Here is a 26,217-nt window from a genome sequence, read left to right as displayed (position 1 = left end):
GCTCCTGTCCTTGAAGAGGTGTGCCGGGCGTCAGGCCCTGCGGGCGGGGGCGTCGAGGTGGGCGAGCGCGCTCTCCGCCGCCCTCGCGCCGCACATGCCGTGGACCCCGGCGCCCGGCGGGGTCGACGCCGAGCAGAGGTACACGCCGGGGACGCCCAGGCTGTACGGGTCGGCGGCGGCCCGGGGGCGCAGCAGGAGCTGGCGGGCGTCGTTGGCGCCGCCCGCGATGTCCCCGCCCACGTAGTTCGGGTCGTGGGCGGCCAGTTGGAGGGCGGTCCGGGAGTGGGTGGCGCGGATGCGGTCGCGGAAGCCGGGGGCGAACCGTTCGATCTGGGCGGTCACCGCCTCGGTGGCGTCGCCGGTGTGGCCGTGCGGGATGTGCGCGTACGCGTACAGCGGGTTGAGCCCGTCCTTGGAGCGTGACGGGTCCGCGAGGTACTGCTGGCCGACCAGGGTGAACGGGCGGCGCGGCAGCGTGCCCCGTGCGGTGGCGGCTTCGGCGGCCGCGATCTCCGCCGCGCCGCCACCGAGGTGGAGGGTCCCGGCCCGGCGGCAGTCGTCGTTGGTCCAGGGCACGTCCCCCTCGATCGCGTAGTCGACCTTGTGGACGGCGGGCCCGTGGCGGTACCGGGTGAGGGCGCGGCGGACCCGGGCGGGCAGCCGGTCGCCGACGATGCGGGCGGCGGCCCCCGGGGCGGTGTCGAGCAGGACGATGTCCGGGGCGGCGCCCAGCAGTTCGGTCAGGTGGTCGAGGCTCGTGACCGTGACGCCGGTGCGGACCGTGCCGCCGAGGGTGTCCAGCAGCCGGAGCATCGCGGTGGTGATGGCGTAGGTGCCGCCCTCCGCGACGGGCCAGCCGACGGCGTGGCCCGCCGTGGCGAGCAGCATGCCGACGGACCCGCTCAGCGGGGTGTCGAGCCGGCCGAAGGCGTGTGCCGCGACGCCCAGGAACAGGGCGCGGGCCGGTTCGTCCCGCCAGTAGCGGGCCGTCCAGGTCGCCGGGGGCAGCACGCCCAGCCCGAACCGGGCCAGGGCCAGGGGGTGCCGGGGCAGGTGGGGCACCGGCCGGAACACCTCGTCGGCGATCCGCGGGAAGCGGGCGGTGAGCGGGGCGAAGAGCCGCCGCCACGCCGCTCCGTCGCGGCCGAGCGAGTCCACCGTACGGGCCATGTCGCGGGAGATCACCCCGGCCCGCCCGTCGTCCAGCGGGTGGGCCAGGTCGATCTCGGGCCAGAGCCAGCGCAGGCCGTAGCGCTCAAGACCGAGCGAGGACAGGAAGGGTGAGGCCACACCGGTCGGGTGGATCGCCGCGCAGTCGTCGTGCAGCAGTCCGGGCAGGGTCAGCTCCGAGGTGTGGGTGCCGCCGCCGGGCCGCTCGGCGCCTTCCAGCACCGTGACGGTCAGTCCGGCCCGGGCGAGCCGGATCGCGGCGGCGAGACCGTTGGGGCCGCTGCCCACTACAGCCGCTGTGGCCATGGTGCTCAGCCCTCCGTGACCAGGGTGCCGGTGTCCCGCGCGGGGCGCGCCCACTCCACCTCGACCGGGACGGGACCCGCGGGCTCGGGCAGCCAGGGCTGGCGCTCGACGCAGTCCTGGACCTTCCAGGTGCCGCGCTCGATCACGCCGAGGGCGGCGTCGATGACCTGGTAGCGCTGGAAGTCCTGGTGGATGGCCTGGGACTCCACCCAGACGACGGTCAGCTCGCCGGGGGCGAAGTTCAGCCTCTTCTGCAGGGCGTTGATGAGGCGGATGTCGTGCAGGTGGCCGTCGCCGAAGTTCCAGCCGGTGAGCTGGTTGCAGACGAACTCGGCTTCTCGGACGGTGTAGTTGTCGATGTCCGGCACATGGCGGATGAGCACCGAGAACAGGCCGCGGCCCTGGCTGTGCAGGGAGCGCCAGGCCAACGGCATCTGCATGGCGACGGCGGCGGCGTCCTTCTCGTAGGGCATGAGCATGTTCTGCATCTGCTCGACCTGGATGCGGGCCGGTGCCTTCACCTCGTTCAGGCGCTCCTCGCAGCCGGGGGCGAAAGCCCAGGTGGCGGAGGCCCAGTTGCCCGCGTACTGGCGCATCGACGGCAGGAACGAGACGAGATCCGGGCGGAAGTTGCCGAGCACCGGGAAGAACGCGAGGGCGACGACGATCACCGGGAGCATCCAGCCCTGCGAGAAGTCCAGGACGCCGTAGCCGTCCTGGGCCGGATAACCGACGAAGAGGAAGACCGCGCCGAAGGCGAACAGCACGTTCCACTCCAGCGGCACCGCCAGCGGGAACGTGGACAGGATGAAGAGGTGGAAGACCACCATGGCGCCCGCCGCGAGCACGGTCACCGTGGTGTTCGGCGAGAAGAGGAGGATCAGCGGCAGGCCCAGCTCGACGGCGGTGCCGAAGATGTGGCCCATGACCCAGGCGAGGCGGGCGGGGCGCAGGTCGCGGGGGAAGTCGCGGTAGTGCGAGCGCCGCAGTGCGCGGGACGGGTTGAAGGGCGCGTTGAAGATCATCGGCGGAATGACGTTGGTGAAGTGCTTGCCGAACTTGGAGACGCCGGCACCCATCCACACGACGACCATGAGCAGCTTCCAGGCGATGACCATGTCGGTGAAGCCGAGCGACGCCGACAGGACGATCGCTGGCAGGTACTGCTCGCCGCGCGAGCCCAGGAATATGAGGCGGTCGCGCAGGCCGCACAGCACCAGCAGGACGGCGACGACCACATGGACGAGCGGGGGCACCAGGCCGCCCGTGCTGCCCGGCACCGCCGAGGTGAGAGCACTGTCGGCCTCACCCGGCAGGACCAGTCCGACGACGAGGCTCGCCAGCAGGGCGGCGTACAGCAGCACGTCCCCGACGGTCCGCTCGTCCCCGGCGGTGAAGGGGACCTTGCCCGGCCACGGGGGCAGCCGGATGGTGCCCGGCCGCAGCCAGTAGCCGACCGGGCCGGTCATCGGCTTGAAGTGCCCGGCCAGCGGCCCCCACGAGCCGGCCAGGCCCAGCGCTTCGAGGAGCACCGTCCACAGGATGAGCTTCTGGTAGACGACGGGCTCGTCCCACCACGCGGTGAAGTCGGCGAACGTGCCGAGGTCCGAGGTGTAGCGGACGACGAGGAGTCCGCCCAGGCAGTAGAGCACGGCCACCTTGACCACGTAGATCCAGGACACCGCGCGCGGTGCGCCGAAGCCGTGCTCGGCCCAGTGGGTGCTGAGGATCCGGATGCGCTCCAGGAAGGGGCGGGCCAGTAGGGCCCCGGGGTCTTCCTGTGGGGGGTTGGGCTTGAGGAATCCCATGGTCAGGCTCCCTTGGGGGGCGTGGAGGCGGATGAGGTCAGGAGGGCGCGCAGGGCCGGCTTGTCGATCTTGCCGACGGCGTTCTTCGGGAGGGCGTCCAGGACGTGCAGGGCCACCGGGTTCTTGACCTTCGTCAGGTGGGCGGCGCAGAGGGCGCGGAGTTCGCCGGTGTCCAGCGGTCTGCCGGGGTACGCGGAGACATAGGCGACCGGGACCTCTCCGTACACCTCGTGCGGGGCGCCGACGACGGCCGCCTCCCGGACGGCGGGGTGCTGGTGGAGGACGGACTCGATCTCCTTGGGGTACAGGTTCTCGCCGCCCCGGATGATCATGTCCTTGATCCGGTCCACGATCCGGAGGTAGCCGTCCTGGTCGAGGACACCCACGTCACCGGTGTGCAGCCAGCCGTCGCGCAGGGTCTCGGCGGTGGCGTCGGGGCGGCCCAGGTAGCCGCGCATGACGTTCGCGCCCCGGATGACGATCTCGCCGCGCTCACCGGCGGGGAGCAGCCGGCCGTCCGGTGCCATGACGGCCACCTGCTGGCCGGGCATGGCGACGCCGACCGTGCCCGCGCGACGGGGACCGTGCAGCGGGGTGGTCGTGGAGGCGCAGCTGCCCTCGGTCAGGCCGTAGCCCTCGATCACCGGGAAGCCGAAGCGGGTCTCGACGGCGGTCAGCAGTTCCTCGGAGGCGGGCGCGGCGCCGCAGACCGCGACCCGCACCGAGGAGGTGTCGGTCTTCAACTCCTCCGGCAGTCCGACGAGATGGGCGTAGATGGTGGGGACGGCGGAGAAGAAGGTGGGGCGCAGCCGTGCCACGGCGGCGAGGAAGTCCGCCGGGTGGAAGCGGCTGAGGACGGAGAGCCGCCCGCCGGCGCGCAGGGTGCTGAGGAAGCTGACGCAGATGGCGTTGACGTGGAACAGCGGGAGCACCAGCAGGCAGTGGTCGGTCTCGGAGATCTCCAGGGCGGCGGAGATGGACGTGACCATCGCGTCGATGTTGGCGTGGTCGAGGATGACGCCCTTGGGGCGGCCGGTCGAGCCGCTGGTGTAGATGAGCAGGGCGACGTCGTCCGGGGCGGTGGCGGGCTCCGGGAGCGTGCGGTACCCGGGGGCGCGGCGCAGTTCGTCGACGGCCAGCGCGGGCCTGCCGCCGTCGGGCGCGCCCGGACCGGTGTGAACGACGAGCGCGGCGCCCGAGTCGGTGATCTGGTAGTCCGCCTCGGCGGCGGTGAACACGGGGTTGACCGGTGTGGCGACGGCCCCGAGCCGCCAGGCGGCGGCCAGGCAGACGAGGAGTTCGACGCGGTTCGGCAGCATGATCGCGACCACCGTGCCGTGCTCGACGCCGTGCTCGGCGAACTGCTCCGCCACGGCTTCGACGCGGTCGGCGAACTCCGCGTAGCTGAGTTCCTGGTGTTCGTCGCCCACGCACGGCCGCCCGTCGAAGGCGGCCGGCCGGTGCCAGGGCAGGTGGGTCAGGGGCATGGTGCGGGATGCCTTTCGGGGCTGGGTCAGGGGCCCTTCGAGGGCCGGTGGACGGGCGGCGGTCTCAGAAGAGCGACGCGTCCAGGCCGCCGTCCAGGAGGAGGCCCGAGCCGTTGCAGAAGGACGAGCGGTCGCCGGCCAGGAAGAGCACGGCCTCGGCCACCTCCTCGACCGTGCCCAGCCGGCCCTGCTTCTGGTCGATGAGCGCGGCGAACCCACCGGACGGGAGGCCGAGTTGCTGCTCGAAGGTGTCGACGGACGCGTTCACCAGGGCGGTGCCGACGAATCCGGGCAGCACCGCGTTGACGCGCACGTTGTGGGCGCGCAGCTCGGTGGCGGCAGTCTTGGTGAGGTTGACGACGGCCGCCTTGGACGCGGCGTAGTGGGCGATGAGGGGGGTGCCGGCGGTCGCGGTGACCGAGCCGAGGGTGACGATGCTGCCGCCGCCGGCGGCGATGATCGCGGGGGCCGCGTAGCGGATCGAGAGGAAGACGCCGTCGAGGTTGACCGAGGTGACCTCGCGCCAGGCGGCCAGGTCCATACCGATGATCGGCGCGGGGCGCACGACCCCGGCGTTGGGGACCATGATGTGGAGGGCGCCGAAGTGCTCGACCGCCGCGTCCACCAGGGCCTTGACCTGCTCCTCGTCGCGTACGTCGCAGGCGACGGCCACCGATCCGGGGATCTGGGCGGACGCCTCCTTGGCCGCGGTCTCGTCGATGTCGGAGACGACGACGTTCGCGCCCTCCTCGGCGAAGCGGCGGGCGACGGCGAAGCCGATGCCGTTCGCGGCTCCGGTGACGACGGCGGTCCGGCCGGCCAGGTCCTGGTGCATGGGAGGGCCCTTCTGCGTGGCGTTCAGTGGTGTGCACCGAAAGCTAGAGGCGGGGAAGGGCGAGGTCCCTGTACCGGGAACACAAAGGTTGGCGGCCTCTTCGTGCGCCGGGGTCCAAGCAGGGCGCTCGTGAACCGGCGTACGGCTCAGGCGGTTTCGGGAGCCAGGACGGCGTCGCCCAGCCACTCGCAGGCGATGAGGGCCAGTTCGAGGTCGAGCCGGTCCTCGCCGAGTGGGCGGCCCCGCTCCTCCAGGGCCCGGTCCACGCGGTACTTCACGGTGTTCTTGTGCAGGTGGGTCCGCTCGGCCGTGGCCACGTAGCTGCCCTTCTCCGTGACGAACGCCAGCAGCGTGCCCCGCAGCCGGGCGGCCGCCTCGGTGTCGGCGCCGAGCGCACCGAGGGCGTCGCGGACGAGGCGGCGGGCCGCGCCCAGATCGGCGGAGAGCAGGGCGGCGGCGCGTACACCGGGGTCGGTGAACGAGGTCACCGTGCGGGCCCGGTCGCCCGCGGCCATGGCCACGCTGCGGGCGCGGAGCGCTTCGAGGTGGGACAGCCGGAAGCCTTCGGTGCCCGCCGACGGCGTGCCGAGCGCGACGCGCAGGCCCGTGCCGCCGCGGTGACCCGGCGTTGGATCTCGGCCAGGTCGGGGAGTTCGCCGCCGTGCCCGAGCGGTATCCAGCCCCAGCTGCCGGCGCCGTCGTTGCGGCCGAGCAGCGGCTGTCCCCTGCTCCCGGCGGCCGTCGCGACCTCGGCGAGCAGGGCTTCGCAGTGGTGCAGCTCCCGGGTGGAGGTCCGCCGGTCCCCGCCCCAGATCACGACACCGAGGTGGCGTCGGCCGAGCGCGTAACCGAGGGCCGCCTCGGCGGCGGCGGGTTTGACGGGCTCACCGGCGAGCAGGGAGGTGATCATGGCCGCCCGCACGGTGCCCCGGTTGGCGAGATAGCGCTCGCGCTCGGCCTCGTAGACATGGACGACCCGTTCGGAGACGCGGTCGATGTAGCGGAAGGTGATCCGGGTGAACGTCCGGCCGGCGGCGTGGGCGACGGCCGGGTCCGGTTCCTCGGCGGCGATCCAGTCGAACGCCCAGTCGAGCACGTACTCCTGGGCGAGCCGGTAGGCGCGGATCAGAGCGGTGGAGGAGGTGCCGTGCCTGGCGAGCCTGCGGGCGTACTCCTCGGCGGCGGAGGGGGCGGTCAGGTCCTCCTCGGGGATGCCGTACCGCATCACCTCGGTGAGGGTCTCCAGGTTGCTCTCGGTGCTGCCGTAGAGGAGTTCCAGGAGGCGCGGGTCGCTCTGCAGGTCGGTGACCTTGGCGGCCAGTTCGGCCTGGAGCCGCGCGGTCAGCTCGGGCAGGTGGGCCCGCAGGTACTCGGCCAGCGCCACGACGCGGGCCTCGGCGAGCCGGGCCGTCCCGTCGGCGGCGGTGGGGGGCCGGGTCACGGCGTACCTCCGTACGTGCTTGCTTCCCCGCACGGCGCTGCGCGAGGGCGCCCATCCTGACAGAGCGGCCCGCCCGGTCACAATGACCGAACGGGCTGCACTCGGGACATCACCGCAGGTGACAGGCGTGCGCGGGCCGGGCGTGGCCCCTCAGAACAGGCTCGCGGTCAGTCCCCCGTCGATCAGGTAATGGGCGCCGGTGATGAAGCGGGCGTCGTCCGACGCCAGGAACGCGACCAGTCCGGCGACCTCGTCGGGCGTGCCGGGCCGGCCCTGGCGGGCGTTGATCAGGTCGTGGAACGGGACCGGCGAGACGGCGTCGATGGGGGCGACCAGGCGGTCCGCCATCTCGGTGGAGACGATGCCGGGGCACACCGCGTTCACGGTGATCCCCGCCTGGCGGAGCTCCATCGCGGCGGACTCGGTGAACCGGAGGATGGCGCCCTTGGAGGCGCAGTACGCGCTGAGCATCGGGCCGCCGGAGACGCCCGCGACGGAGCCGAGGTTGACGATCGCGGCCCTGCCGGAGGCGGCCAGCGCCGGGATCGCGGCCTGGGTGACCCGGAAGGTGCCGCCGGCGTTGACGTCGAGGACGCGCATGAACTCCTCGTCCGTCAGCTCCGTGACGGGCTTGGCGATCTCGATGCCCGCGTTGTTCACGAGCAGGTCGAGCCCGCCGAGCGCCTCGACGGCCGCGGCGACGGCGGCCTGCGCGTCGGCAGCGGACCGTACGTCGCAGCGGATGCCGATGGTGTCGCCGCCCAGTTCCTTGGCGGTGGTCTTCGCCCCCTCCTCGTTCATGTCGGCGAGCGCCACGCGGGCGCCGGCCGCGATCAGCCGGGTGGCGATGGCGCGCCCGATCCCCTGCGCACCGCCGGTGACCAGTGCGCGGCGTCCGGTCAGATCTGTCATGGGGACCTCCTGGAGGTGGGTTGTACGGGTGACGGGTGGCGGCCACGCTAGGGACCGGGCGGCCGGGCCGTCTTGGCGCCCGCGCACGACATTCCGGCGCTCTTTCGTCTTCCCGCACCAGTCCGTGTCAGGGCGCGCCCGGCCTACCTTGCGCCGAGGCGGGCAACGAGGCCCGGCGCCGGGTGTCCCGCACCCCGGTTTCGTCTCCCGGCTGGAGCCGCATCCGTGAACTCACCGATCATCTCGGCATTTCTGCCCGCGGCCGTGGCGCTCGTCATGGTCGGGCTCGGACTGTCGCTGACCGTCCAGGACTTCGTCAACGTGAAGGCGCACCGCCGGGCGGCCGCTGTCACCATGGCACTGCAACTGGTGGTGCTGCCGGCGCTGTGCTTCGCGCTCGTCGTCGCGCTGCGCGTACCACCGGTCCTCGCCGCCGGGATGATGCTGTTGTCGGCGTCGCCGGGCGGCACCGTCTCCAGTCTGTTCAGTCACCTCTTCGGCGGGGACGTCGCCCTCAACATCACCCTGACCGCCGTGAATTCGGTGATCGCGGTCGTCTCGATCCCGGTGGTGACCAACCTGGGCCTGCACTACTTCCACCCCGACCTCGGCACCGGACAGGTCTCGCTCCAGTTCGGCAAGATGATGGAGGTGTTCGCGATCGTGCTGGTACCCGTGGCACTGGGCATGGCGCTGCGTCACTTCCGCCCGTCCCTGGCCGCGGTGCTGGACCGGCCGGTACGGATCTGCTCGTCGGCCGTCCTCGTCCTCGCGGTCCTCGGCTCCGCGTGGTCGGAGCGCGCGCATCTCCCCCACTACATCGTCGACGTCGGTCCGGCCGTGGTGGCCTTCTGCGCGCTGAGCCTCACCCTCGGCTTCGTCGTGCCCCGCGCGGTCCGGGTGGGGCGCCCGCAGGCCGTCGCCGCGTCCTTCGAGATCGGTGCGCACAACGCGACGCTGGCCATCACCATCGCCGTGAGCGTCCTGGACAGCAGCACCCTGGCCATGCCGGCGGCGGTGTACGGCCTGCTGATGATTCCGGGCGCGGCCCTCTTCGGGTGGGCGCTGACCCGGCGCGGGGAGCCGACACCGGCTCCCGCCGTACAGCGCGGGTGACGGAAACCCCCACTGGGCCCGATTACTGTCGATTGTCCCGCCATATCCCCGTGTAGCACCGAAGGAGCTCACCCATGACGTCCTCCCCCGACCGCTACGAGCAACTGGCCGCTCTGCCGTTCAGCGGCGGCAACCCCACCGAGGAGACCGCGCGGACGCTGACGGAGGAACTCTTCTTCCAGCGGGCCGTGCAGGCGTACCCACGTGATGTCGGTGTTCGAGAAGCGGCTGGGGCCCCGGACGCTCATCACCACCCCGAACTGCGATGTCATCTACGGGATGTGCTTCGCGAACCTCGCGGAGACCGGGCCCCTGGTGGTCGAGGCCCCGCCCGGCATCCAGGGCCTGGTGGACGACTTCTGGCACCGCCCGCTGACCGGCCCGCGCATCGACGACCGGCAGTTCCTCGGCGACATCGGGCTGCCGGGCCCCGACCGGGGCAAGGGCGGCCGCTATCTGATCGTCCCCGAAGACCTTGAGCCCGAGGAGCCCGGCGCGTGGGACGACTTCTTCGTCTACCGCAGCCGCACCGACAACATCTACTTCCTGCTGCGCGGCTTCTTCACCTCGGTGGACGATCTGTCGCCCGGCGTCGAGTCGATCGAGGGCATCCGGCTGCACCCGCTGCGCGGGGACGCGACGCCCATGCGCTTCACCCACGCGTCGGACACCCCGGCGGACGCCCTGTACCCGCGCGACTTCGCGTTCTTCGAGACGCTGAACGCGTTCGTGCAGGCCGACCGTACGGACAGGGTCGACCCGTATATGCACGGCGTGCTGGCTGCCCTGGGCATCCGCAAGGGCGAGACGTTCGACCCGGCGCCCCGGCAGCGGGACCTGCTCGACCTGGCGGCGCGGACCGCGTGGAAGACGGCCAAGACGATCGCCACCGGCTTCGACCGGGAGGACGGCGCCCTGTGGTGGGAGGACCGGCAGTGGGTCGCCCACGCCAAGACCGCCCAGGACGACTTCTGGCACACGCTGCTCGACGAGGAGTTCCGCACCCGGGCGACCGGTCACACCGATGTGAACGCCAAGGCGCACATGTTCGTCAATCACTACTCGATCAGTACCGGCATGATGAGCTCGGTCGTCGGCTTCGGCGCCAAGTACGCGGCGTCGTACCGCGATCACACGGGCCAGCTGCTCGCCGGTGAGCGCACGTACCGCATCGACCTGCCGGCCGACCCGCCCGCCCGGCTCTTCTGGTCGCTCACGCTGTACGACGCCGAGACGGCCGCCGAGGTCGACGCCGAGGGCCAGACCTTCTCGTCGCTGAACGGCATGAACGACCTCGGCTTCAAAGAGGACGGCTCGCTCACCCTCCACATCGGCCCCGACCGGCCGGAGGAGGCCCGGAACTGGATCAGGACCGTCCCCGGCCGCGGCTGGTTCTCCCTGATCCGCTGGTACGGCCCCGAGCAGGCGTTCTTCGACCGCCGCTACAAGCCCGGCGACTTCGTCGGGACCAAGGGCTGAGCCGAGGCCGCGGTGCCGACACGTCAGCGGGTGAGCGCGGTCTCCCGGTCCACCCGCGCCAGCTTCTCCGGGTTGCGGACGGCGTAGAGGCCGGTGATGAGGCCGCCCTCCAGGCGGATCGCCAGGACCGTGCCGATGCCCTCGTCCGTCCGCACGATCAGGGCCGGGTGCCCGTTGACCAGGGCCGGGCTCAGGCTCGCCCCGGTGATCCTCGCGAGCACCCCGGCCACCGTCGCGGCCCCCACGACCGGCTCCAGCGCGGCCCGTACGACCCCGCCGCCGTCCGTGAGCAGGACGACGTCCGGGGCGATCAGGCCGAGCAGGTCGTCCAGATCGCCCGTCTCCACGGCCTGCCGGAAGGCGGCCAGTACCGTGCGGGCCTGCTCGGGCGTGACGGACACGCGGGGACGGCGCGCCGCGACATGGGCGCGGGCCCGGTGGGCGATCTGCCGGACGGCTGCCGGGCTCTTGCCGACGGCCTCGGCGATCTCGGTGTGATCGAGGCCGAAGACCTCGCGCAGCACGAAAACGGCCCGTTCGGTCGGCCCGAGCGTTTCGAGGACGAGCAGCATCGCCATGGACACGCTGTCGGCCAGCTCGACGTCCTCGGCGACATCGGGTGCGGTCAGCAGCGGCTCCGGCAGCCACGGGCCGACGTACGACTCCTTGCGGCGGCGCAGCGTACGCAGCCGGGTCAGCGCCTGACGGGTGGTGACGCGGACGAGGAAGGCGCGCGCGTCCCGGACCGTGGCCTGGTCGATTCCCGCCCAGCTCAGCCAGCTCTCCTGGAGGACGTCCTCGGCGTCGGCGGCGGAGCCCAGCATCTCGTAGGCGACCGTGAACAGCAGATTGCGGTGGGCCACGAAGGCCTCGGTGGCCGGGTCGACCAACCGGCTCGGCGTGATCCTCAACCAGGCGGGCGGCGACTACCGTCCGGGCAGCCTCTCCTCGGTCGCGGGCTGACCCGGAGGGGCGGTGGCCGGTCCACGGCCACCGCCCCTCATTAATAATTTTGCCCGGCCTGCAAAATTGCATAGCATGCACCTTCATGAGCGACGACCCGCCCCTGGGGCTGCGTGAACGCAAGAAGCGGGCCACGCGTGACGCCCTGGCGGGCACCGCTCTGCGCATGGCCGCGGACCGGGGCTTCGAGCACGTGACCGTGGAAGCGGTCACGGACGCCGTCGGGGTCTCCGTGCGCACGTTCTTCAACTACTTCCCGTGCCTGGAGGACGCGATCACGCGCCCCGTCCAGGAGAACGCCGAGCGGACCCGCCGGGCCGTACTCAACGCCCCCGAGCACCTGGGCGCGCTCGACGCCCTCAGCGAGGCCATCGCGCAGGAGCTCGCCTCCATCGAGGAGGACCACGAGCGCTGGGAGCTCCAGCTGGAGGTGCTGAAGAAGAGCCCGGCGCTGCTCCCCAACTTCCTGGCCGCCCGGGGCGCCGACGAGACCGCCATGGTCGCCGTCGTCGCCGAACGGCTCGGTCAGGACCCCGAGACCGACCTGTATCCCCGGCTCCTCGCACACGTGGCCGTCGCCGCCGTGCGGGCCGCGGTCGAGGTCTGGGTCGCCACGGGCCGTACCCGTACCTTCCAGAGCCTGTACCGCGAGGCGTTCGCCTCGCTGGCCGCCGGCCTGAAGGGCTGAGCCCCCACCGCACCACCCTCCGCGCCCGCACCACTGGGCGCGGGGCCAGTCACCAGAGAATGAGGAACGTCAGCCGATGACCGCTGCCGTCACACCCGAAACCGGCGCCGCCGGTCCGACCGAGGGGGCCGCGTCAGGCATGACGCGCCGCCAGATACTCCAGGCCATGTCGGGCCTGATGGCCGGCATGTTCGTCGCCATCCTGGCCTCCACGGTCGTCTCCAACGCCCTGCCCCGGATCATCGCCGACCTGCACGGCACCCAGTCCTCGTACACCTGGGTGGTCACGGCCGAACTCCTCGCCATGACGGCGACCGTGCCGATCTGGGGCAAGCTCTCCGATCTGTACGACAAGAAGCTGCTCATCCAGCTCTCGCTGTCGATGTTCGTCGTCGGCTCGCTCGTCGCCGGCTTCTCGCACAGCGTCGGGCTGCTCATCGTCAGCCGGGTCGTGCAGGGCATCGGCGCGGGCGGGCTCACCGCGCTCGCCCAGGTCGTGATGGCGGCGATCATCCCGCCGCGCGAACTCGGCCGCTACTCCGGCATCTTCGGTGCCGTCTTCGCCGTCGGCACGGTCGCGGGCCCGCTGATCGGCGGAGTCCTGGTGGACACCTCCTGGCTGGGCTGGCGCTGGTGCTTCTTCATCGGTGTGCCGTTCGCGCTGCTGGCGATCGTGCTGCTCCAGCTGACGCTGAAGCTGCCCACGATCCGCCGCGAGGTGAAGATCGACTACGTCGGCGCCGTGCTCATCATGAGCGGGGTCAGCTCGCTCCTGCTGTGGGTGACCCTCGCGGGCAACCGCTTCGACTGGGCGTCCTGGCAGACCGCCGCGCTCGTCTCCGCCGGTGTGGTCCTGCTGGCCGCCGCGGTGTGGGTCGAGTCCCGGGTGGCGGAGCCGATCATCCCGCTGGACATCTTCCGCAACCGGACGGTGGCGCTGACGACGGTGGCGAGCCTGCTGGTCGGTGTCGCCATGTTCGGCGGCACGGTGTTCCTCTCGCAGTATTTCCAGATCTCGCTGGGCAAGTCCCCGACGATCGCGGGCCTGATGAGCCTGCCGATGATCCTCGGCCTGATGGTCTCGACCACCGTGGCGGGCCAGATCATCTCCGCCCGGGGCAAGTGGAAGGGCTTCCTCATCGCGGGCGGCGTCATCATGACCGCGGGCATGGGGCTGCTCTCCACGATCGGCGCCGACTCCTCGTTCGCCCTGCTCAGCGTCTACATGGTGGTCCTCGGCGTCGGTGTCGGCATGCTGATGCAGAACCTCGTGCTGGCCGCCCAGAACGACGTGCCCGCCTCCGAACTCGGCGCGGCCACCTCGGTCCTGTCGTTCTTCCGCAGCCTCGGCGGCGCCATCGGGACGAGCGCGCTCGGCGCGGTACTCGGCCACCGGGTGGCCGAGGAGCTGGAGAAGGGCTTCGGCGGGGCGGCCGGCGGCGGCACCGGCGGCGGTGTCCCCGAACTCGGCAAGCTGCCCGAGCCGGCGCGCGTCATCGTGGAGAACGCGTACGGCGTCGCCACTGCCGACGTCTTCCTGATCGGCGCCCCGTTCGCGTTCCTGGCGCTCATCGCGGTGCTCTTCATCAAGGAGAAGCCGCTGCGCACCCAGAGCGGCATGGAGCGCCTGGCGGAGGAGACGGCGGCGGCCCGGCCGACCGCTCCCACCGCGCACTGACGGCGGCCGTCCGGGGTCCGGCGGGCCCCGGACGGCTCCCGCGCCGCACCACCTGTCATGGTGTCGGGATGACAGCCCCCTCCCCCGTGCCCGCCGACCCGTTCCCCGATCAGTTCGGCCGCACCCGGCGCTTCTCGCTGGGCGTGCCCCGGCAGTTCACCGTCTCCCCGGACGGCGGGCGGGTCCTGTTCGTACGGGGCACCTCGGGCACCGACCCGGTGAGCCGCCTCTGGCTGTACGCGGACGGCGCGGAGCGGCTGCTCGCCGACCCGCTCGGACCGGGCTTCGCGGAGGAGGACCCCGGCGAGGTCCCGCCGGAGGAGCGGGCCCGGCGCGAACGCGCCCACGAGACCTCGTCCGGCGTCGTCTCGTACGCCACCGACGCCTCGGTGCGCCTGGCGGTCTTCGCCCTCGCGGGCACCCTCTGGCTCGTGTCCACGGAGGGCTCCGCACCCCGCCGCCTGCCGACGGCCGGCCCCGCCGTGGATCCCCGCCCCTCCCCCGACGGCTCGCTGATCGCGTACGTCTCCGGCGGCGCGCTGCGTACGGTACGGGCGGACGGCACCGACGACCGCGCGCTCGCCGGACCCGACGGCGCGCACATCACCTACGGCCTGTCCGACTACGTGTCGCAGGAGTCCATCGGCCGTACGCGCGGCTACTGGTGGTCCCCGCGCGGCGACGCCCTCCTGGTCGCCCGCACCGACACCTCCGGCGTCCGGCGCCGCCACCTCACCGACCCCGCGCACCCCGAGCGGCCGCCCCGCGAGCTGGCGTACCCGGCTGCCGGGACCCCCAACGCGCAGGTCTCGCTGCACCTCGTGCGGCTCTCCGGCGAACGCACCCCCGTCCGGCTCCCCGAGGCGGCGGGCGACGGGCATCCCGAAGGCGCCTGGACGGACCGGGCGTTCGAGTACGTCGTGGCGGCGGCCTGGGACGACCGGGGTCCCCTGGTCTCCGTCCAGACCCGGGACCAGCGCACCGTTCACGTCCTCGCCGTGGACGAGGCGACCGGGGGCACGACGACCGTGCACCGCGCCCACGACGCGGCATGGGTGGCCCTGCGCCCGGGCACCCCGCTGCGCCTGCCGGACGGCTCGCTCGTCGTCCCCGCGCACCCCGGCGGCGACACCCAGGGCCTGCGCATCGGTGACACCCCGACGCCCCCGGGCCTGGAGGTGCGCGAGGTGCTCGGGGCGGCGGACGGACGGGTGTACTTCACGGGCGGCGCCGAGCCCACCGAGGTCCACGTCTGGTCGCACGACACGGCCGGGGGCGGCCTGGTCCGGGTCTCCGGCGCACCCGGTGTGCACACCGCCGCCGTCGGGGGCCGGGTGGTGGTCCTCGACAGCCGGACGCCGGACGGCCACACGGTGACCGTGCTGCGGGACGGCGCGGACGCGGGCCGGATCGCCGTCCTGTCCGAGGAACCGCTCGTCACCGCGCGCCCGCTGGCCCTGAGCCTCGGCACACGCGAGCTGCGCAGCCGCCTGTACCTGCCGTCCTGGCACGAGCCCGGCGACGGACCGCTTCCGGTGCTGCTGAGCCCGTACGCCGGTCACGGCATGCAGGTCGTGCTGAAGGTGCGGACGTGGTGGACGGCGGTGGCCCAGTGGTTCGCGGAGCAGGGGTTCGCGGTCCTCGTCACGGACGGGCGGGGGACACCGGGGCGCGGCGAGGCGTGGGAGAAGTCGGTGCACGGCGACCGGCTGACGGCCGTGCTGGAGGACCAGATCGACGCGCTGCACGCGGTGGCCGCCGACCGCCCCGAGCTGGACCTGACCCGGGTGGGGATGCGCGGCTGGTCGTTCAGCGGGTATCTCGCGGCGGCGGCGGTGCTCCGGCACCCGGAGGTCTTCCACGCGGCGGTGGCAGGCGCGGCCCCGGCGGACCGGCGGCTCTACGACACCCACTGGGAGGAACGCTTCCTGGGCCACCCGGACGTGCTGCCGGAGAACTACGACCGCAACTCGCTGCTGGACGAGGCCGCTTCGCTGACCCGGCCGCTGATGCTGGTGCACGGGCTCGGCGACGACAACGTCACCGTGGCGCACACCCTGCGGCTCTCCTCGGCCCTGCTCGCCGCCGGCCGCCCGCACACGGTGCTGCCGCTGTCCGGGGCCGGCCATCTGGTGGGCCGGGACCGCACGGCGAGCGGGCTGCTGCGGCTGGAACGGGACTTCCTGCGCAAGTCGTTGGGGGTCTGACGGCCGGGCGGGGCCCCGATCGCACAGGACCGGCAGGCGGGACCGGTCAGCTTTCCGGCCCCAAGGGGTCGTCCAGCCCCCGCCCCGCCCCGCGCAGCGCCGCGACCGCCGCGCGGACCGAGGGCCGCCGGTCCGCGTCCGTCCGCCACACCGCGTGGACATGGCGGCGCATCCGCTGGCGTACCGGCACCAGCCGCACCCCGTCGGGCACCGGTCCCCGCCCGAGCCGTGGCGCCACGCACACGCCCATCCCGGCCGCGATCAGGGCGAGTTGGGTGTGGTGCTCGCCCGCGAGGTGGGCGATGCGCGGTTCGATGCCCTTGGAGCGGAGCGTGAACATCAGCCAGTCGTAACAGAATTCGCCCTCGGGCCAGGACACCCAGTCGTCGTCCGCGAAGTCCTCCAGGTCCACTTCGGACCGCCCGGCGAGCGGGTGGCTCGCCGGCATGGCGATGTCCGGTGCGTCGTCCAGCAGTTCGGCCCGGGTCAGGCCGCCGGGCACCGGGAGCCGCTTGTTGCTCCAGTCCAGGACCACCGCGAGGTCGATGTCGCCCCGGAGCACCGCCCGGACGCCTGCCTCCGGCTCCAGTTCCAGTGTCCGCACCCGCAGTTCGGGGTGGCCGGCGCGCAGGGCGAGGAGTGTGGCGGGGAAGAGCCCGCGCGCGGCCGTCGGGAAGGCGCCGAGCCTGATCTCCCCCACGACCTCACCGCGCTGGGCCTCGATGTCGGACTGGGCCAGCTCGACCTGCGAGAGGATGCGGGCCGCGTGGTCGGCGAGCAGCCGGCCCGCGTCGGTGAGCCGCACCCCGCGTCCGTTCCTGGCCAGGAGCTGCTGGCCGACCTCCCGCTCCAGCTTCGCCATCTGCTGCGAGACCGCCGACGTCGTCACGTGCAGCCCTTCGGCAGCGCCGCTGACCGAACCGAGCCTGGCCAGGGCGTCCAGGGTGCGCAGGCGCTCCAGGTTCAACATGTAAGCGATGCTACGCGAATGCGCACACAAATTCTCACTTGTGCTACGACGTGAGGACGGCGATCGTTGTCATCATGAGCGCCCCGACCGCACCGATACCCGCCACCGAGCCTTCCGCCTCCCCCGTCGCACCGCCCCCTTCCGCCAACGCTCCGGCCGCCGCCTCCGGCCCCGCCCGGCGGCCGGCCCTGGACTGGCGGCTGCGGTTCGCGGCGCTCTCGCTGATCTGGGGCTTCAGCTTCCTGCTGATCAAGGTGGGGACCGACGCGTACGCCCCGTTCCAGGTGACCCTGGGGCGGCTCCTGTCGGGCACGGCGGTCCTGGCGGTGGTCATGGTCGTGAAGCGGGAGCGGCTGCCGCGTTCGGCGCGGACCTGGGGCCATCTGGCGGTGGCGGCGTTCTTCCTCAACGCTCTGCCCTTCTCCCTGTTCGCCTATGCCGAGCTGTCCATCCCGTCCACGCTGGCGGGCATCTGCAACGCGACCTCCCCGCTCTGGGGCATGGCGCTGTCGCTCGTCGCCCTCTCGGAGGACCGGCCGACCCGCCGCCGTGTCGCCGGTCTCGGCCTCGGCTTCCTCGGCGTCCTGACGGTGCTCGGCGCCTGGCAGGGCTTCTCCGGGCTGGACTTCAGCGGTACGGCGATGGCGCTCCTGGCCTCACTGAGCTACCCGGTCGGCTGGATCTACGTGCGCCGGACGCTGGCCGGCAGCGGCGCGTCGACCCTCGCGCTCACCGGCAGCCAGCTCTTCCTGGGCACCGTGCAACTCGCGCTCGTCACCCCGTTGTTCACCACCGCCCCCGGCAGCTTCCCGGTCGTGCCCACCCTGGCCGTGGTCGCGCTCGGGGCGCTGGGCACGGGCCTGGCGGTGCTCCTCCAGTACGGCCTGGTCAACGAGGTCGGGCCGACGACCGCGCAGATGGTCACCTACTTCATTCCGGTCATCGCCACGGCGGCCGGAGTGGCGGTGCTCGGGGAGCAGCTGAGCTGGAACACGCCCGTCGGCGCGCTCGTCGTCCTGGCCGGCGCCGCGCTCACCCAGAGCAGACGGCGCGCCTGAGGGCCCGGGCGCGCCCTCACCCGTAAAGCCGGCGCTCCATCCCCGCGACGTCGCCCCCTCACCCGTAGCTCAGCGGTCTGGCCGGTCCCGCCGCCCGCGCCACCGCGTCGGCCAGCGGCGCGATGTCGGCGTCGGTGAGCGGGGAGACGGTGACCCGGACCGCCTGGGGCGCGGCGATACGGAACCGGGCCCCGGGCGCCACCGCCCAGCCCGCCTGCAGCAGCCGGGCCACCGCGCCCGTCTCGTCGCTCACCGGCACCCACACGTTCATCCCGCTGCGGCCGTACGCCTCCACACCGCGCTCCGCCAGGGCCAGGACGAGGGCGTCCCGGCGACGGGCGTAGGACCGGGCCACCTCGTGCGAGTCCACGGCGCCGGTGCTCCACAGGTGCACCACGGTCCGTTGCAGCAGCCGGCTGACCCAGCCGGGCCCGAGCCGCTGGCGGCCCGCCACCCGGTCGACGGTGACCGCGTCCCCGGTCAGCACCGCGACCCGCAGGTCCGGCCCGTACGCCTTGGCGACCGAGCGGACGAACGCCCACCGGCCCGTGGCCCCGGCCAGCGGGTACAGCGGCTGGTCCACGATGGCGTGGCCGTGGTCGTCCTCGATGAGCAGGACGTCCGGGTGCCGGGCGAGGACCGCCCGCAACCGTCCCGCCCGGTCCTCGGAGACGGTGGCCCCGGTCGGGTTCTGCGCCCGGTCCGTGATCACGACGGCCCGCGCGCCCGCCAGGAGCGCCGCTTCGAGCGCGTCCGGCAACGGCCCGTCCTCGTCCAGCGCCATCGGCACGGCACGCATGCCGAGCGCGGGCACCAGGTCAAGGAGACCGCCCCAGCCGGGGTCCTCGACCGCGACCTGGTCGCCGGGCCTGAGGTGGGCGGCGAGCACCCGCTCGATCGCGTCCAGCGAGCCGGAGGCGGCGGCCACCGGCCCGGGCGGCACCCCGTCGGCGTCCATCGCGGCGCGCGCGAGCGCGGCGAACTCCGGATCGACGGCCGCCTGCCCGTACAGCCCGGGCTCGCGCGCGTACGCCTCGGCGACCGAGGCGAGCGCCTCGCCCAGGCGCGGGAGCAGCGCCGGATCGGGGCTGCCGTCGCCCAGGTCCCGCACCCCGGGCGGCGCCTCGACCCGCATCGAACCGCGCGCGGTGCTCGCGGGGCGCGGCCTGATCCGGCTGCCCCGGCGCCCGGCCGTCTCGATCACCCCGCGCTCGCGCAGAGTGCGGTAGGCCGCCGCGACGGTGTTGGGATTCACCTCCAGACGGGCCGCCAGCTCCCGCATGGGAGGCAGCACATGCCCCGGCGGCAGCTCACCCGAGCCGACCCCGCGCTCGACGCTGGCGGCGATTTCCTGTGCACGCCGCCCACTGATCCGATACTCTCCTAGCACAAACAACAGTATGCACTAGTGCAATGGAGTACGCAATGCCGGAGACCGTTTCCCAGCAGACCACGTCCCCGGACGCCTCATCCGGCTACGAGCCCACGGACCGCACCGTCCCCACCCGGTCGCGGGACCGCGCCGCGTACGACCGGGAAACGGTCCACTCGATACTCGACGCCGCCTACCTCTGCCACCTCGGCTTCGTGCGCGACGGCGCGCCGGTCGTACTGCCGACGCTCTTCGGCCGGGTCGGCGAGCGGCTGTACGTGCACGGCTCGACCGGCTCGCGGCCGCTGAGGGCGACCGGGGGCGGCGACGAGGGGCTGCCCGTGTGCCTGACGGTGACCCATGTCGACGGCCTGGTGCTGGCCCGTTCGGCCTTCCACCACTCGCTCAACTACCGCTCGGTGGTCGTCCACGGCACCGCGTACCAGGTGACCGATCCGGAGGAGCGGCGCGTCGCCCTGGACGCGATCGTGGACCAAGTGGTGCCGGGCCGCTCCAAGGACTCGCGCCCGGCCGACGGCAAGGAGCTGGCCGCCACCGCCGTCGTCCGGCTGGATCTGCGGGAGGTCTCGGCCAAGATCCGCACGGGCGGCCCGAACGACGACCCCCGGGACCTCGGCCTGCCGTACTGGTCCGGCGTCGTCCCCGTCGCCCCGGCCTACGGCGCCCCGGTCCCGGCGGACGACCTGGACCCGTCGATCGACGTACCGGCGTACCTGCCCTAGAGACGGGCGTCGGCGCGATCCGCGGAGACGTCCGGCACCCCCGCGGCCACCGGCCCGGAGGGCGGCCGGGGCGTGGCCGACTGCGCGATGAGCGCACCGGCCAGGACGAGCGCGCCGCCGATGAGCTGCGGGGCGGCCAGGTGCTCGCCGAGGAGAACCCAGGCGAGCACGGTCGCGATGACCGCCTCCAGGCAGGCGACGACGCCCGCGACGGCCGGCGAGAGCAGGCGTACGGAGATCACCCCGGTGACGTACGCGATGACGGTGGCCAGCAGCACGATCCAGACGAGCAGCAGCCAGGCCGGCACGGCGGCGCCGTCCATGACGGTGTCCCCGCCGAGCACCGTCCAGTCCATGCCCCAGGGGCGGGCGATCACGGTGAGCACGAGGGCGCCGATCAGCAGCCCGTACGCGATGACGCCGACCGGGTGCGGGGGTTCGGCCCCGCCCGGGGACGCGTCCCCGCCACCCTGGTCGGAGAGGACGAAGTAGCCGACCTGGCAGCAGGCCGCGCCGAGCGCGAGGACCAGCCCGACCACGTCGAAGCCCAGCCCGCCCCACACCTCGACCACGCAGGCGAGTCCGCCGACCGCGAGGACGACCCCCAGGGCCGCGGCGCGCGTGACCGGGCGCCGCTGCACGAAGCGCACCCAGCCCAGGACGAGCGCCGGAGCGAGGTATTCCACGAGGAGTGCGACGCCCACCGGGATACGGGAGATGGCTGCGAAGTAGCAGGCCTGCACGCCCGCGACGGCGAGCAGCCCGAAGCCGAGCAGCAGCACGGGCCTGCTCCGCACCAGCGCCCGGTGGCGCCAGGCCACCGGCAGCATGACGAGCGCCGCGCCCGCCACGCGTAGCCAGACCACGTGGAGCGGGTCGAGCCCCGCCTCGATCAGCGGCTTGGCCGCCACTCCCGAACCACCGAATGCGAAGGCCGAGGCGAGGGCGAGTCCCAGGCCGGCGCTTCTCCCCTGAGACGCGTGCATCGGCACATCATGACAGCTGCGGTCAGGAGCGTCACCCAGGTGACACCTGACGCGGCGCGTACCCCGGGGAACGGGGCAACCGACGTCCCGCCCGCACACGTCCCACAGCAGGAGGCGGGTTGTTCGCGGCGGGGCGGGAGGAGACCGGGTGAGCTGGCTGGTGTCCCTGCCGGCGCTGGACGGGCGCGAGTACGTCTACCGGGTCCACGCGCCGCTGGACGCCCTGCCCGCGGACCTGTTCTGGTGCGCCTTCCACTGCCACGACGACGGACCGCACCCCCGCGCGTCCGACCGTTTCGACGCGGCACGGATCTGGCCGGTCACGACGGAGGCGTAGGGTCTCGGACAGCGAGGAGCCCGGCGGCCCGAGGCCGCCGGGCTCCGTCACACACCGGCCCACGGCGGGGCTCAGTGCTCGTCGGCGAGGATGAGGTACAGCTTCTTGCGGGCCTCGTTGATGACGGCGACCGCCTTGTCGCGCTGGTCGGCCGAGCCGGTCTTCCAGACCTGGCCGAACGCCTCCATCAGACCGAACCCGGCCTGCCGGACCTCGTTCATGCCCTCCCAGTCGACCCCGCGCCCGGCCTCTTCCCAGGGCGCATCGGGCCCGGTCTCGGCCTCGGTGCGGCCGGTGTCGGTGAGCGTGAACAGCTTCTTGCCGCCCTCGCTCGCGCTGGTGATCAGCCCCTCGTCCTCCAGCAGCTGAAGGGTCGGGTACACCGAGCCGGGGCTGGGCCGCCAGACCCCACCGCTGCGCTCGCCGATCTCCTGGATCATCTCGTACCCGTGCATCGGCCGGTCCTTGAGCAGCGCCAGGATCGAGGCGCGCACGTCACCGCGCCGCGCCCTCCCCCGGCCGCCGCCCCGACCCCGTCCGCCACCGAACGGCCCACCGCCGAACGGCGGCCCGAACGGCCCGAACGCCGCCCGCTGCCCCTCAAAACCACCACGTCGCCCCTCAGGGCCGTACGGGCCGCGCCCGTGACCATGTGCATGTCCATGCTCGAATCCATGTGAACGCATGACGTACTCCTCTGCTTACATTGATCTTTCGTCTATCGCTGTACTGTCGCGATGCCTCAACGATATATCGGAACCGATCGCATGACAACCCTGCCCGGAACGGACCGCGCGAGAGCGGTCCGGCGATAGCGTGATCTCACGACGTCTGAGGGCGAGGCGCTGATCGGCGGCATGGCGAACGCGGGCGGGGTCCTCCGCCGAGGCGAGCTGGTGGAACGGCCCGCACCGCGCCACGCGCGCGCCCTGCACGCCTGTCTCCATGAACTGAAGACGCACGGTTTCGACGCGGCACCCACCCCTGTCGGTCTCACCGCCGACGGCCGTGAGCAGCTGACGTTCCTCCCCGGCGACGTGGCTCCGACGTCGCCATGACCGCCCGCTACTGGGCGCCCATGCTCGACCCCGAATCCGCGTCCGCCCCCTACCCGCCCGGCCTGGACGCGGCCGTACGGCTGCGGATCCTCGCCGACGGTTACGGACTCCCGGCGGCGGACCGCGCCGAGTTGCCCGGCGTCGTCGAGCAGGCCACGGAGGTCTGCCGGGCCTTCGTCGCGCGCCGCGTGGCCGATGAAGACCCTGTCTATGTCCGGGCGTTGGCCGAGCGCGGCGGATGGGAGCGCCGGGACCGCGTACAGACCTGGCTGGTGGACCACCGGCGGACGTTCACAGCCGCCCTGCTGGGCTGAGCCGTACGCTCACCCCATGCCCCGCAACGCGACGAAGACCCGGCGGCTGGTCGCCGACGGGCACACGTATCGGTGGACGCTGCGCCACCGGCACGGCGACGGCGGGAGCTGCCGCCAGATCCTCACGCTCCACCGCGACCCGGGCGGACCCCTCCGCATCGTCTTCACCGAGGGCCCGGACCGCTATGTCCCGGGCGGCGCTCTCCTGGGCTCCGGAGACGTGGGTCACGTCGGGGGCGCCTCCCTCAACCTGCACGAACCGGGGGCTGTCCGCGCCCTGCTCGATGTGGCGAAAGCCCATGGATGGCAGCCGTCGGACCAGCGCCCGGCGGAGCTGGACGGCTGGACCCTGCTGGAGGCGGCGGCCACTCTACGGGAGGGGAACGCCCGCTGAGCACCGCGTCACGGCGCGGGCTCGGCCAGTGCGTTGAGCGCCGGCCGGAGCAGCGCGGCGATGCGGTCGGGCGACGCCTCGCGCAGGGCGGGCAGCCCCAGGAGCTGATGGCCGATGGTCACACCGAGCAGGGCGGTGACCGCCAGGGCGGCGCGCAGTTCGCGGTCGTCGGGAGCCGGGACAGCCGCACCGGCGGCGGTGATCTGACCGCCCAGCGCGGTGCGTACATGATCGGCGGCCGCCGGATCCGTGAGCATGGACCGCATCACCGCGAGCGTGCCCTCGGGCAGACCGCCCAGCTTCAGGCCCAGCGTGGCCAGCATCCGGTCGGCGAACGCTTCCGCGTCCGCGGCCCCTGGAGGGGGCGCGGCGAAGGTCTGCACGGCTCGGCCGAACAGCTCACGCTTCGAGCCGAAGTACTGCATGACCAGGGCCGGGTCCACACCGGCCGCGCTCGCCACCGCGCGGATGGTGGTCCGGTCGAACCCCTTGGCGGCGAACTCCTCCCGGGCCTTTTCCAGGATGCGCGCCTCGGTGGCGCGGCGGCGGTCGGCGCGGGTCTCCCGAGGCGTGGTCACGCCGCGACTCTACAACCGTTGACCGGACCCCTCCTCCCCGCCTACGGTCACGCTCAACAACTGTTGAGCGAATGGAGCCGTACCGTGTCGCACCCGGATTCCGCCCGTGCCCGTAGTCCCCGTGAGGCCCTGGCCGCTTACCACCGGGCCATGCTCGACAAGTCCGCGGACGATCTCGCGGATCTGTACGCGGCCGACGCGGTGCACGAGTTCCCCTTCACCGCACCCGGCTTTCCCCCGCGCTACGAGGGCCGCGAGGCCGTTCGCACGGGTTACCGGGCGGTCTGGGGCGCGAGCCCCGTACGGATCGACGAGGTCAGGACGGTGTCCGCGTACGGGACGGACGACCCGGAGGTGATCGTCGCCGAACATGTGGTGGCGGGGACGCTGCCGGCCACGGGCGCCGTCTTCACCGTCCCCGGCCTGCTCGTGCTCCGGGTCCGCGACGGCCTGATCACCCGGGTCCGCGACTACATGGACACCGCGGCCCTCGCCGCGGCCAGACGCTGAGCCCCGGCGCCGTCACCGGCCGACCGGGCTCACCCCTCACCGCGCAGCCCCAGCAGATACACCGCCGTCACGGCCACCCCCCGGTCCCCGTCCTCCGCCAGTTCTCCGAGCGCCCGTGTCGCCGTCGGGCCCGGGACGTCCGCGAGCGCCTGGGTCAGGCGGCGGCGGGCGGGCGCGTCGAGCAGGGGGTCGGCGAGGCGGTCGACGAGCGCGGAGGCGATCCGCTCGGCCGTCTCCGGTTCAGCGGCCAGCACACCGAGCGCGTCGGCCGCGTCCACGTCCCGCACCGCCTCCGCGACCATGCCGATCAGCGTCGGGACCGCCTCGGCCACCCCCCGCGCACCCAGCGCGGGCGCGGCGTATTGACGTACCGCGACATCGGGGTGACCGAGGGCGTCCCGCAGCAGCGCGCTCGCCGCCTCGCCCGGAATCCCCGCGACCGCCCGCACCGCCCGGGCGCGCACCGCGGCGACGGGCGAGCCCAGGCCCTCCGCCAGCAGGTCGAGCCCGCCGCCCGCCCGCGCGAGGGCCCACCGCAGCGCACCGGCCACGCTCGGGTCCCGCTCGCTCAGCACCGCTTCGACCAGCGCCTCCACCGGCGCCTCGCCGCCCGAGGACAGCGCGGCCCGCTGCCGGGTGCCGGGGCTGCTGGAGCCGAGGCCCTGGAGGAGGGCGACGGTACGCAGGACGCCTTCCCAGTCCCCGGGTCCGGCGGCGCCGATCCGGCTCAGCCGGGTCAGCAGCTCCGTCTCGCTCGCGATCCGTTCCCGGGTCCGCCGGGCGAGGTCGTCCACGAGACCGGCCGGGCTGAAGCCGGGATCGTCGAGGGCGCGCCCCACCTCGCGCAGCGAGAGGCCGAGGGACCGCAGGCTCTCGATGTGGAAGATGCGCCGGACGTCCTCGCCGGAGTACTCCCGGTATCCGACGTCGTTGCGCCCGGTGGGCCGCACCAGACCCAGCGACTCGTAGTGCCTGAGCATCCGCGCGCTGACCCCGGACCGCCGCGCCACTTCACCGATCAACACCTAGGGCCTTTCGTCCGGGTCACCGTACGCCCCGAGGGCCACCCTCCGCTTCGCCTCCTCGATCGCCAGGTCGAACCCGGCGTCCGGGTCGCGCCGCAGCTCCTCGGTGGCGAGCGCGTGCTCGCGGATCCGGGCTTCGGGGTGCGCGGCGGCGGCTTCCCGTGCGGGTTCGGCCGCCGCGCCGAGGGCGATCAGCGCCCGGCTGAGGCTCAGCCGCGTCTCGCGTCCGCCGCGCCCGAGCTGCCCGGCCAGCACCGCGGCGAGCGCGGGCGCCTCGTCCTCCGGAACGAGGAGGACCGCGGTGCGCCAGGCAGCGCGCGCCACCTCGTCGTCGGCGTCCGTGAGCAGCGCCCGGGTGATCGCCGGCCAGGCCCGCCGGTCGCCGGTCTTGGACAGCGTGTGCAGGGCCTGGCTGCGAGCCTGCGGACGCTCCGAGCGGAGCTCGCCGACGAGCCTGGGGACCGTCAGGTCCTGCGGGTGCCGGGTGAGCGCCCAGGTCAGCATCTCCCGTACGGAGAAGTCCGGCTCGGTCGCGCACCGCTCCACGAGCGGGTCCACCAGCCGCGCGTCGGGGGCCGATCCGACCGCCAGCGCGGTCCGCAGCCGCACCGACGCGTCACCGTGTTCCAGCCCGCGCAGCGCTCGTGAGACGGCCGTGTCCTCGTTCGTCGTGGTCATGGGGGACCACCTCCTCGCGGCCGAGTGAAGCGGTTGTCACCGTGACAAGGTCAAGCCGGACGCGATTTCGGGGCCACCGGTCCGCGATTGGCCTTGGTTCCGGG

25 protein-coding genes and 1 pseudogene are annotated in these 26,217 nt (G+C 73.3%); 11 read left to right on the top strand and 15 right to left on the bottom strand.

Going from position 1 to position 26,217, the window contains the following annotated elements; all coding sequences use genetic code 11:
- Positions 1–30: 30 nt before the first annotated feature.
- From ACFZAT_RS22280 to ACFZAT_RS22250, 7 genes are all read right to left on the bottom strand, one after another.
- Positions 31–1,476, bottom strand: a complete 1,446-nt coding sequence (locus ACFZAT_RS22280; RefSeq protein WP_391266178.1) for an NAD(P)-binding protein — start codon at positions 1,474–1,476, stop codon at positions 31–33.
- Between the two features lie 5 nt (positions 1,477–1,481).
- Positions 1,482–3,284: a DUF3556 domain-containing protein gene (locus tag ACFZAT_RS22275; protein WP_391266175.1), complete on the bottom strand. Its 1,803-nt coding sequence runs from the start codon at positions 3,282–3,284 to the stop codon at positions 1,482–1,484.
- 2 nt (positions 3,285–3,286) lie between these two features.
- Positions 3,287–4,771 (bottom strand): AMP-binding protein, encoded by a 1,485-nt coding sequence (locus tag ACFZAT_RS22270; protein ID WP_391266174.1) that lies wholly within the window; start codon positions 4,769–4,771, stop codon positions 3,287–3,289.
- Between the two features lie 64 nt (positions 4,772–4,835).
- Positions 4,836–5,606 carry a glucose 1-dehydrogenase gene (locus tag ACFZAT_RS22265; RefSeq protein WP_391266173.1) on the bottom strand — a complete coding sequence of 257 codons (771 nt, stop codon included), beginning with the start codon at positions 5,604–5,606 and terminating at the stop codon, positions 4,836–4,838.
- Between the two features lie 146 nt (positions 5,607–5,752).
- The gene (locus tag ACFZAT_RS22260) at positions 5,753–6,121 is read right to left on the bottom strand and encodes a helix-turn-helix domain-containing protein (RefSeq protein ID WP_391266172.1); all 369 of its coding nucleotides are present in this window, start codon (positions 6,119–6,121) and stop codon (positions 5,753–5,755) included.
- Positions 6,091–7,047, bottom strand: a complete 957-nt coding sequence (locus ACFZAT_RS22255; RefSeq protein WP_391266171.1) for a hypothetical protein — start codon at positions 7,045–7,047, stop codon at positions 6,091–6,093. The genes ACFZAT_RS22260 and ACFZAT_RS22255 overlap by 31 nt, the downstream gene beginning before the upstream one ends.
- 150 nt (positions 7,048–7,197) lie before the next feature.
- Positions 7,198–7,959 (bottom strand): glucose 1-dehydrogenase, encoded by a 762-nt coding sequence (locus tag ACFZAT_RS22250; RefSeq protein ID WP_391266170.1) that lies wholly within the window; start codon positions 7,957–7,959, stop codon positions 7,198–7,200.
- 225 nt (positions 7,960–8,184) lie between these two features.
- On the opposite strand from ACFZAT_RS22250, the gene ACFZAT_RS22245 reads away from it, so the two are divergent.
- Both ACFZAT_RS22245 and ACFZAT_RS22240 read left to right on the top strand, forming a co-directional pair.
- Positions 8,185–9,075 carry a bile acid:sodium symporter gene (locus tag ACFZAT_RS22245; RefSeq protein ID WP_391266169.1) on the top strand — a complete coding sequence of 297 codons (891 nt, stop codon included), beginning with the start codon at positions 8,185–8,187 and terminating at the stop codon, positions 9,073–9,075.
- A gap of 207 nt (positions 9,076–9,282) precedes the next feature.
- Positions 9,283–10,554 (top strand): DUF1214 domain-containing protein, encoded by a 1,272-nt coding sequence (locus tag ACFZAT_RS22240; protein WP_391266168.1) that lies wholly within the window; start codon positions 9,283–9,285, stop codon positions 10,552–10,554.
- A 23-nt stretch (positions 10,555–10,577) separates the two neighbouring features.
- Here the strand turns inward: ACFZAT_RS22240 and ACFZAT_RS22235 are convergent, their stop codons facing one another.
- Positions 10,578–11,465 carry an RNA polymerase sigma-70 factor gene (locus ACFZAT_RS22235; RefSeq protein ID WP_391266167.1) on the bottom strand — a complete coding sequence of 296 codons (888 nt, stop codon included), beginning with the start codon at positions 11,463–11,465 and terminating at the stop codon, positions 10,578–10,580.
- Positions 11,466–11,602: 137 nt separating this feature from the next.
- Between ACFZAT_RS22235 and ACFZAT_RS22230 the strand changes: the two genes are divergently transcribed.
- The 3 genes from ACFZAT_RS22230 (at position 11,603) to ACFZAT_RS22220 (ending at position 16,090) form a co-directional block, all read left to right on the top strand.
- A complete protein-coding gene (locus ACFZAT_RS22230) occupies positions 11,603–12,205 on the top strand; it encodes a TetR family transcriptional regulator (protein WP_391266166.1) in 603 nt (200 codons plus the stop codon).
- Positions 12,206–12,281: 76 nt separating this feature from the next.
- Entirely contained in the window at positions 12,282–13,883 is a 1,602-nt protein-coding gene (locus tag ACFZAT_RS22225; RefSeq protein WP_391266165.1) for an MFS transporter, read from the top strand.
- Positions 13,884–13,951: 68 nt separating this feature from the next.
- Positions 13,952–16,090: a prolyl oligopeptidase family serine peptidase gene (locus tag ACFZAT_RS22220; RefSeq protein WP_391266163.1), complete on the top strand. Its 2,139-nt coding sequence runs from the start codon at positions 13,952–13,954 to the stop codon at positions 16,088–16,090.
- 46 nt (positions 16,091–16,136) lie between these two features.
- Here ACFZAT_RS22220 and ACFZAT_RS22215 read toward each other — a convergent pair whose 3' ends face one another.
- Positions 16,137–17,060 carry a LysR substrate-binding domain-containing protein gene (locus tag ACFZAT_RS22215; RefSeq protein ID WP_391266161.1) on the bottom strand — a complete coding sequence of 308 codons (924 nt, stop codon included), beginning with the start codon at positions 17,058–17,060 and terminating at the stop codon, positions 16,137–16,139.
- Positions 17,061–17,134: 74 nt separating this feature from the next.
- Between ACFZAT_RS22215 and ACFZAT_RS22210 the strand changes: the two genes are divergently transcribed.
- Positions 17,135–18,118 carry an EamA family transporter gene (locus tag ACFZAT_RS22210; protein ID WP_391266160.1) on the top strand — a complete coding sequence of 328 codons (984 nt, stop codon included), beginning with the start codon at positions 17,135–17,137 and terminating at the stop codon, positions 18,116–18,118.
- 58 nt (positions 18,119–18,176) lie between these two features.
- Here ACFZAT_RS22210 and ACFZAT_RS22205 read toward each other — a convergent pair whose 3' ends face one another.
- Positions 18,177–19,508, bottom strand: a complete 1,332-nt coding sequence (locus tag ACFZAT_RS22205) for an aminotransferase class I/II-fold pyridoxal phosphate-dependent enzyme (protein WP_391266158.1) — start codon at positions 19,506–19,508, stop codon at positions 18,177–18,179.
- 35 nt (positions 19,509–19,543) lie between these two features.
- On the opposite strand from ACFZAT_RS22205, the gene ACFZAT_RS22200 reads away from it, so the two are divergent.
- A complete protein-coding gene (locus tag ACFZAT_RS22200; RefSeq protein ID WP_391266155.1) occupies positions 19,544–20,233 on the top strand; it encodes a pyridoxamine 5'-phosphate oxidase family protein in 690 nt (229 codons plus the stop codon).
- On the opposite strand, the gene ACFZAT_RS22195 is transcribed toward ACFZAT_RS22200, so the two are convergent.
- A complete protein-coding gene (locus tag ACFZAT_RS22195; RefSeq protein ID WP_391266154.1) occupies positions 20,230–21,219 on the bottom strand; it encodes an EamA family transporter in 990 nt (329 codons plus the stop codon). The genes ACFZAT_RS22200 and ACFZAT_RS22195 overlap by 4 nt on opposite strands.
- Positions 21,220–21,367: 148 nt before the next feature.
- On the opposite strand from ACFZAT_RS22195, the gene ACFZAT_RS22190 reads away from it, so the two are divergent.
- Positions 21,368–21,556 (top strand): hypothetical protein, encoded by a 189-nt coding sequence (locus tag ACFZAT_RS22190; RefSeq protein ID WP_391266153.1) that lies wholly within the window; start codon positions 21,368–21,370, stop codon positions 21,554–21,556.
- A 71-nt stretch (positions 21,557–21,627) separates the two neighbouring features.
- Here the strand turns inward: ACFZAT_RS22190 and ACFZAT_RS22185 are convergent, their stop codons facing one another.
- Entirely contained in the window at positions 21,628–22,242 is a 615-nt protein-coding gene (locus tag ACFZAT_RS22185; protein WP_391266151.1) for a helix-turn-helix transcriptional regulator, read from the bottom strand.
- A gap of 171 nt (positions 22,243–22,413) precedes the next feature.
- Between ACFZAT_RS22185 and ACFZAT_RS22180 the strand changes: the two are divergent.
- Positions 22,414–22,928 (top strand): annotated as a pseudogene (locus ACFZAT_RS22180) (hypothetical protein).
- Between the two features lie 16 nt (positions 22,929–22,944).
- The gene (locus tag ACFZAT_RS22175; RefSeq protein WP_391266150.1) at positions 22,945–23,322 is read left to right on the top strand and encodes a hypothetical protein; all 378 of its coding nucleotides are present in this window, start codon (positions 22,945–22,947) and stop codon (positions 23,320–23,322) included.
- 8 nt (positions 23,323–23,330) lie between these two features.
- Here ACFZAT_RS22175 and ACFZAT_RS22170 read toward each other — a convergent pair whose 3' ends face one another.
- The gene (locus ACFZAT_RS22170) at positions 23,331–23,900 is read right to left on the bottom strand and encodes a TetR family transcriptional regulator (protein ID WP_391266149.1); all 570 of its coding nucleotides are present in this window, start codon (positions 23,898–23,900) and stop codon (positions 23,331–23,333) included.
- A 150-nt stretch (positions 23,901–24,050) separates the two neighbouring features.
- Between ACFZAT_RS22170 and ACFZAT_RS22165 the strand changes: the two genes are divergently transcribed.
- Entirely contained in the window at positions 24,051–24,410 is a 360-nt protein-coding gene (locus ACFZAT_RS22165) for a nuclear transport factor 2 family protein (RefSeq protein ID WP_391266148.1), read from the top strand.
- A gap of 29 nt (positions 24,411–24,439) precedes the next feature.
- Here ACFZAT_RS22165 and ACFZAT_RS22160 read toward each other — a convergent pair whose 3' ends face one another.
- Positions 24,440–25,435 (bottom strand): HEAT repeat domain-containing protein, encoded by a 996-nt coding sequence (locus ACFZAT_RS22160; protein ID WP_391266147.1) that lies wholly within the window; start codon positions 25,433–25,435, stop codon positions 24,440–24,442.
- Complete coding sequence (locus ACFZAT_RS22155; protein ID WP_391266145.1) at positions 25,436–26,113, bottom strand: HEAT repeat domain-containing protein; 678 nt, start codon at positions 26,111–26,113, stop codon at positions 25,436–25,438.
- Positions 26,114–26,217: the final 104 nt, after the last annotated feature.

Origin of the sequence: Streptomyces sp. NPDC008163 (genome assembly GCF_042956885.1) — a bacterium.
Classification (GTDB): domain Bacteria; phylum Actinomycetota; class Actinomycetes; order Streptomycetales; family Streptomycetaceae; genus Streptomyces; species Streptomyces drozdowiczii_A.
This window is presented reverse-complemented; position numbering and strand designations above follow the sequence as displayed.

Coding starts and splice junctions, on each gene's coding strand:
- ACFZAT_RS22280 (WP_391266178.1), bottom strand. CDS start 1,476: ATGGCCACAGCGGCTGTAGTGGGCAGCGGCCCCAACGGTCTCGCCGCC.
- ACFZAT_RS22275 (WP_391266175.1), bottom strand. CDS start 3,284: ATGGGATTCCTCAAGCCCAACCCCCCACAGGAAGACCCCGGGGCCCTA.
- ACFZAT_RS22270 (WP_391266174.1), bottom strand. CDS start 4,771: ATGCCCCTGACCCACCTGCCCTGGCACCGGCCGGCCGCCTTCGACGGG.
- ACFZAT_RS22265 (WP_391266173.1), bottom strand. CDS start 5,606: ATGCACCAGGACCTGGCCGGCCGGACCGCCGTCGTCACCGGAGCCGCG.
- ACFZAT_RS22260 (WP_391266172.1), bottom strand. CDS start 6,121: ATGGCCGCGGGCGACCGGGCCCGCACGGTGACCTCGTTCACCGACCCC.
- ACFZAT_RS22250 (WP_391266170.1), bottom strand. CDS start 7,959: ATGACAGATCTGACCGGACGCCGCGCACTGGTCACCGGCGGTGCGCAG.
- ACFZAT_RS22240 (WP_391266168.1), top strand. CDS start 9,283: ATGTCGGTGTTCGAGAAGCGGCTGGGGCCCCGGACGCTCATCACCACC.
- ACFZAT_RS22230 (WP_391266166.1), top strand. CDS start 11,603: ATGAGCGACGACCCGCCCCTGGGGCTGCGTGAACGCAAGAAGCGGGCC.
- ACFZAT_RS22225 (WP_391266165.1), top strand. CDS start 12,282: ATGACCGCTGCCGTCACACCCGAAACCGGCGCCGCCGGTCCGACCGAG.
- ACFZAT_RS22220 (WP_391266163.1), top strand. CDS start 13,952: ATGACAGCCCCCTCCCCCGTGCCCGCCGACCCGTTCCCCGATCAGTTC.
- ACFZAT_RS22215 (WP_391266161.1), bottom strand. CDS start 17,060: ATGTTGAACCTGGAGCGCCTGCGCACCCTGGACGCCCTGGCCAGGCTC.
- ACFZAT_RS22210 (WP_391266160.1), top strand. CDS start 17,135: ATGAGCGCCCCGACCGCACCGATACCCGCCACCGAGCCTTCCGCCTCC.
- ACFZAT_RS22200 (WP_391266155.1), top strand. CDS start 19,544: ATGCCGGAGACCGTTTCCCAGCAGACCACGTCCCCGGACGCCTCATCC.
- ACFZAT_RS22195 (WP_391266154.1), bottom strand. CDS start 21,219: ATGCACGCGTCTCAGGGGAGAAGCGCCGGCCTGGGACTCGCCCTCGCC.
- ACFZAT_RS22185 (WP_391266151.1), bottom strand. CDS start 22,242: ATGCGTTCACATGGATTCGAGCATGGACATGCACATGGTCACGGGCGC.
- ACFZAT_RS22175 (WP_391266150.1), top strand. CDS start 22,945: ATGCCCCGCAACGCGACGAAGACCCGGCGGCTGGTCGCCGACGGGCAC.
- ACFZAT_RS22165 (WP_391266148.1), top strand. CDS start 24,051: ATGCTCGACAAGTCCGCGGACGATCTCGCGGATCTGTACGCGGCCGAC.
- ACFZAT_RS22155 (WP_391266145.1), bottom strand. CDS start 26,113: ATGACCACGACGAACGAGGACACGGCCGTCTCACGAGCGCTGCGCGGG.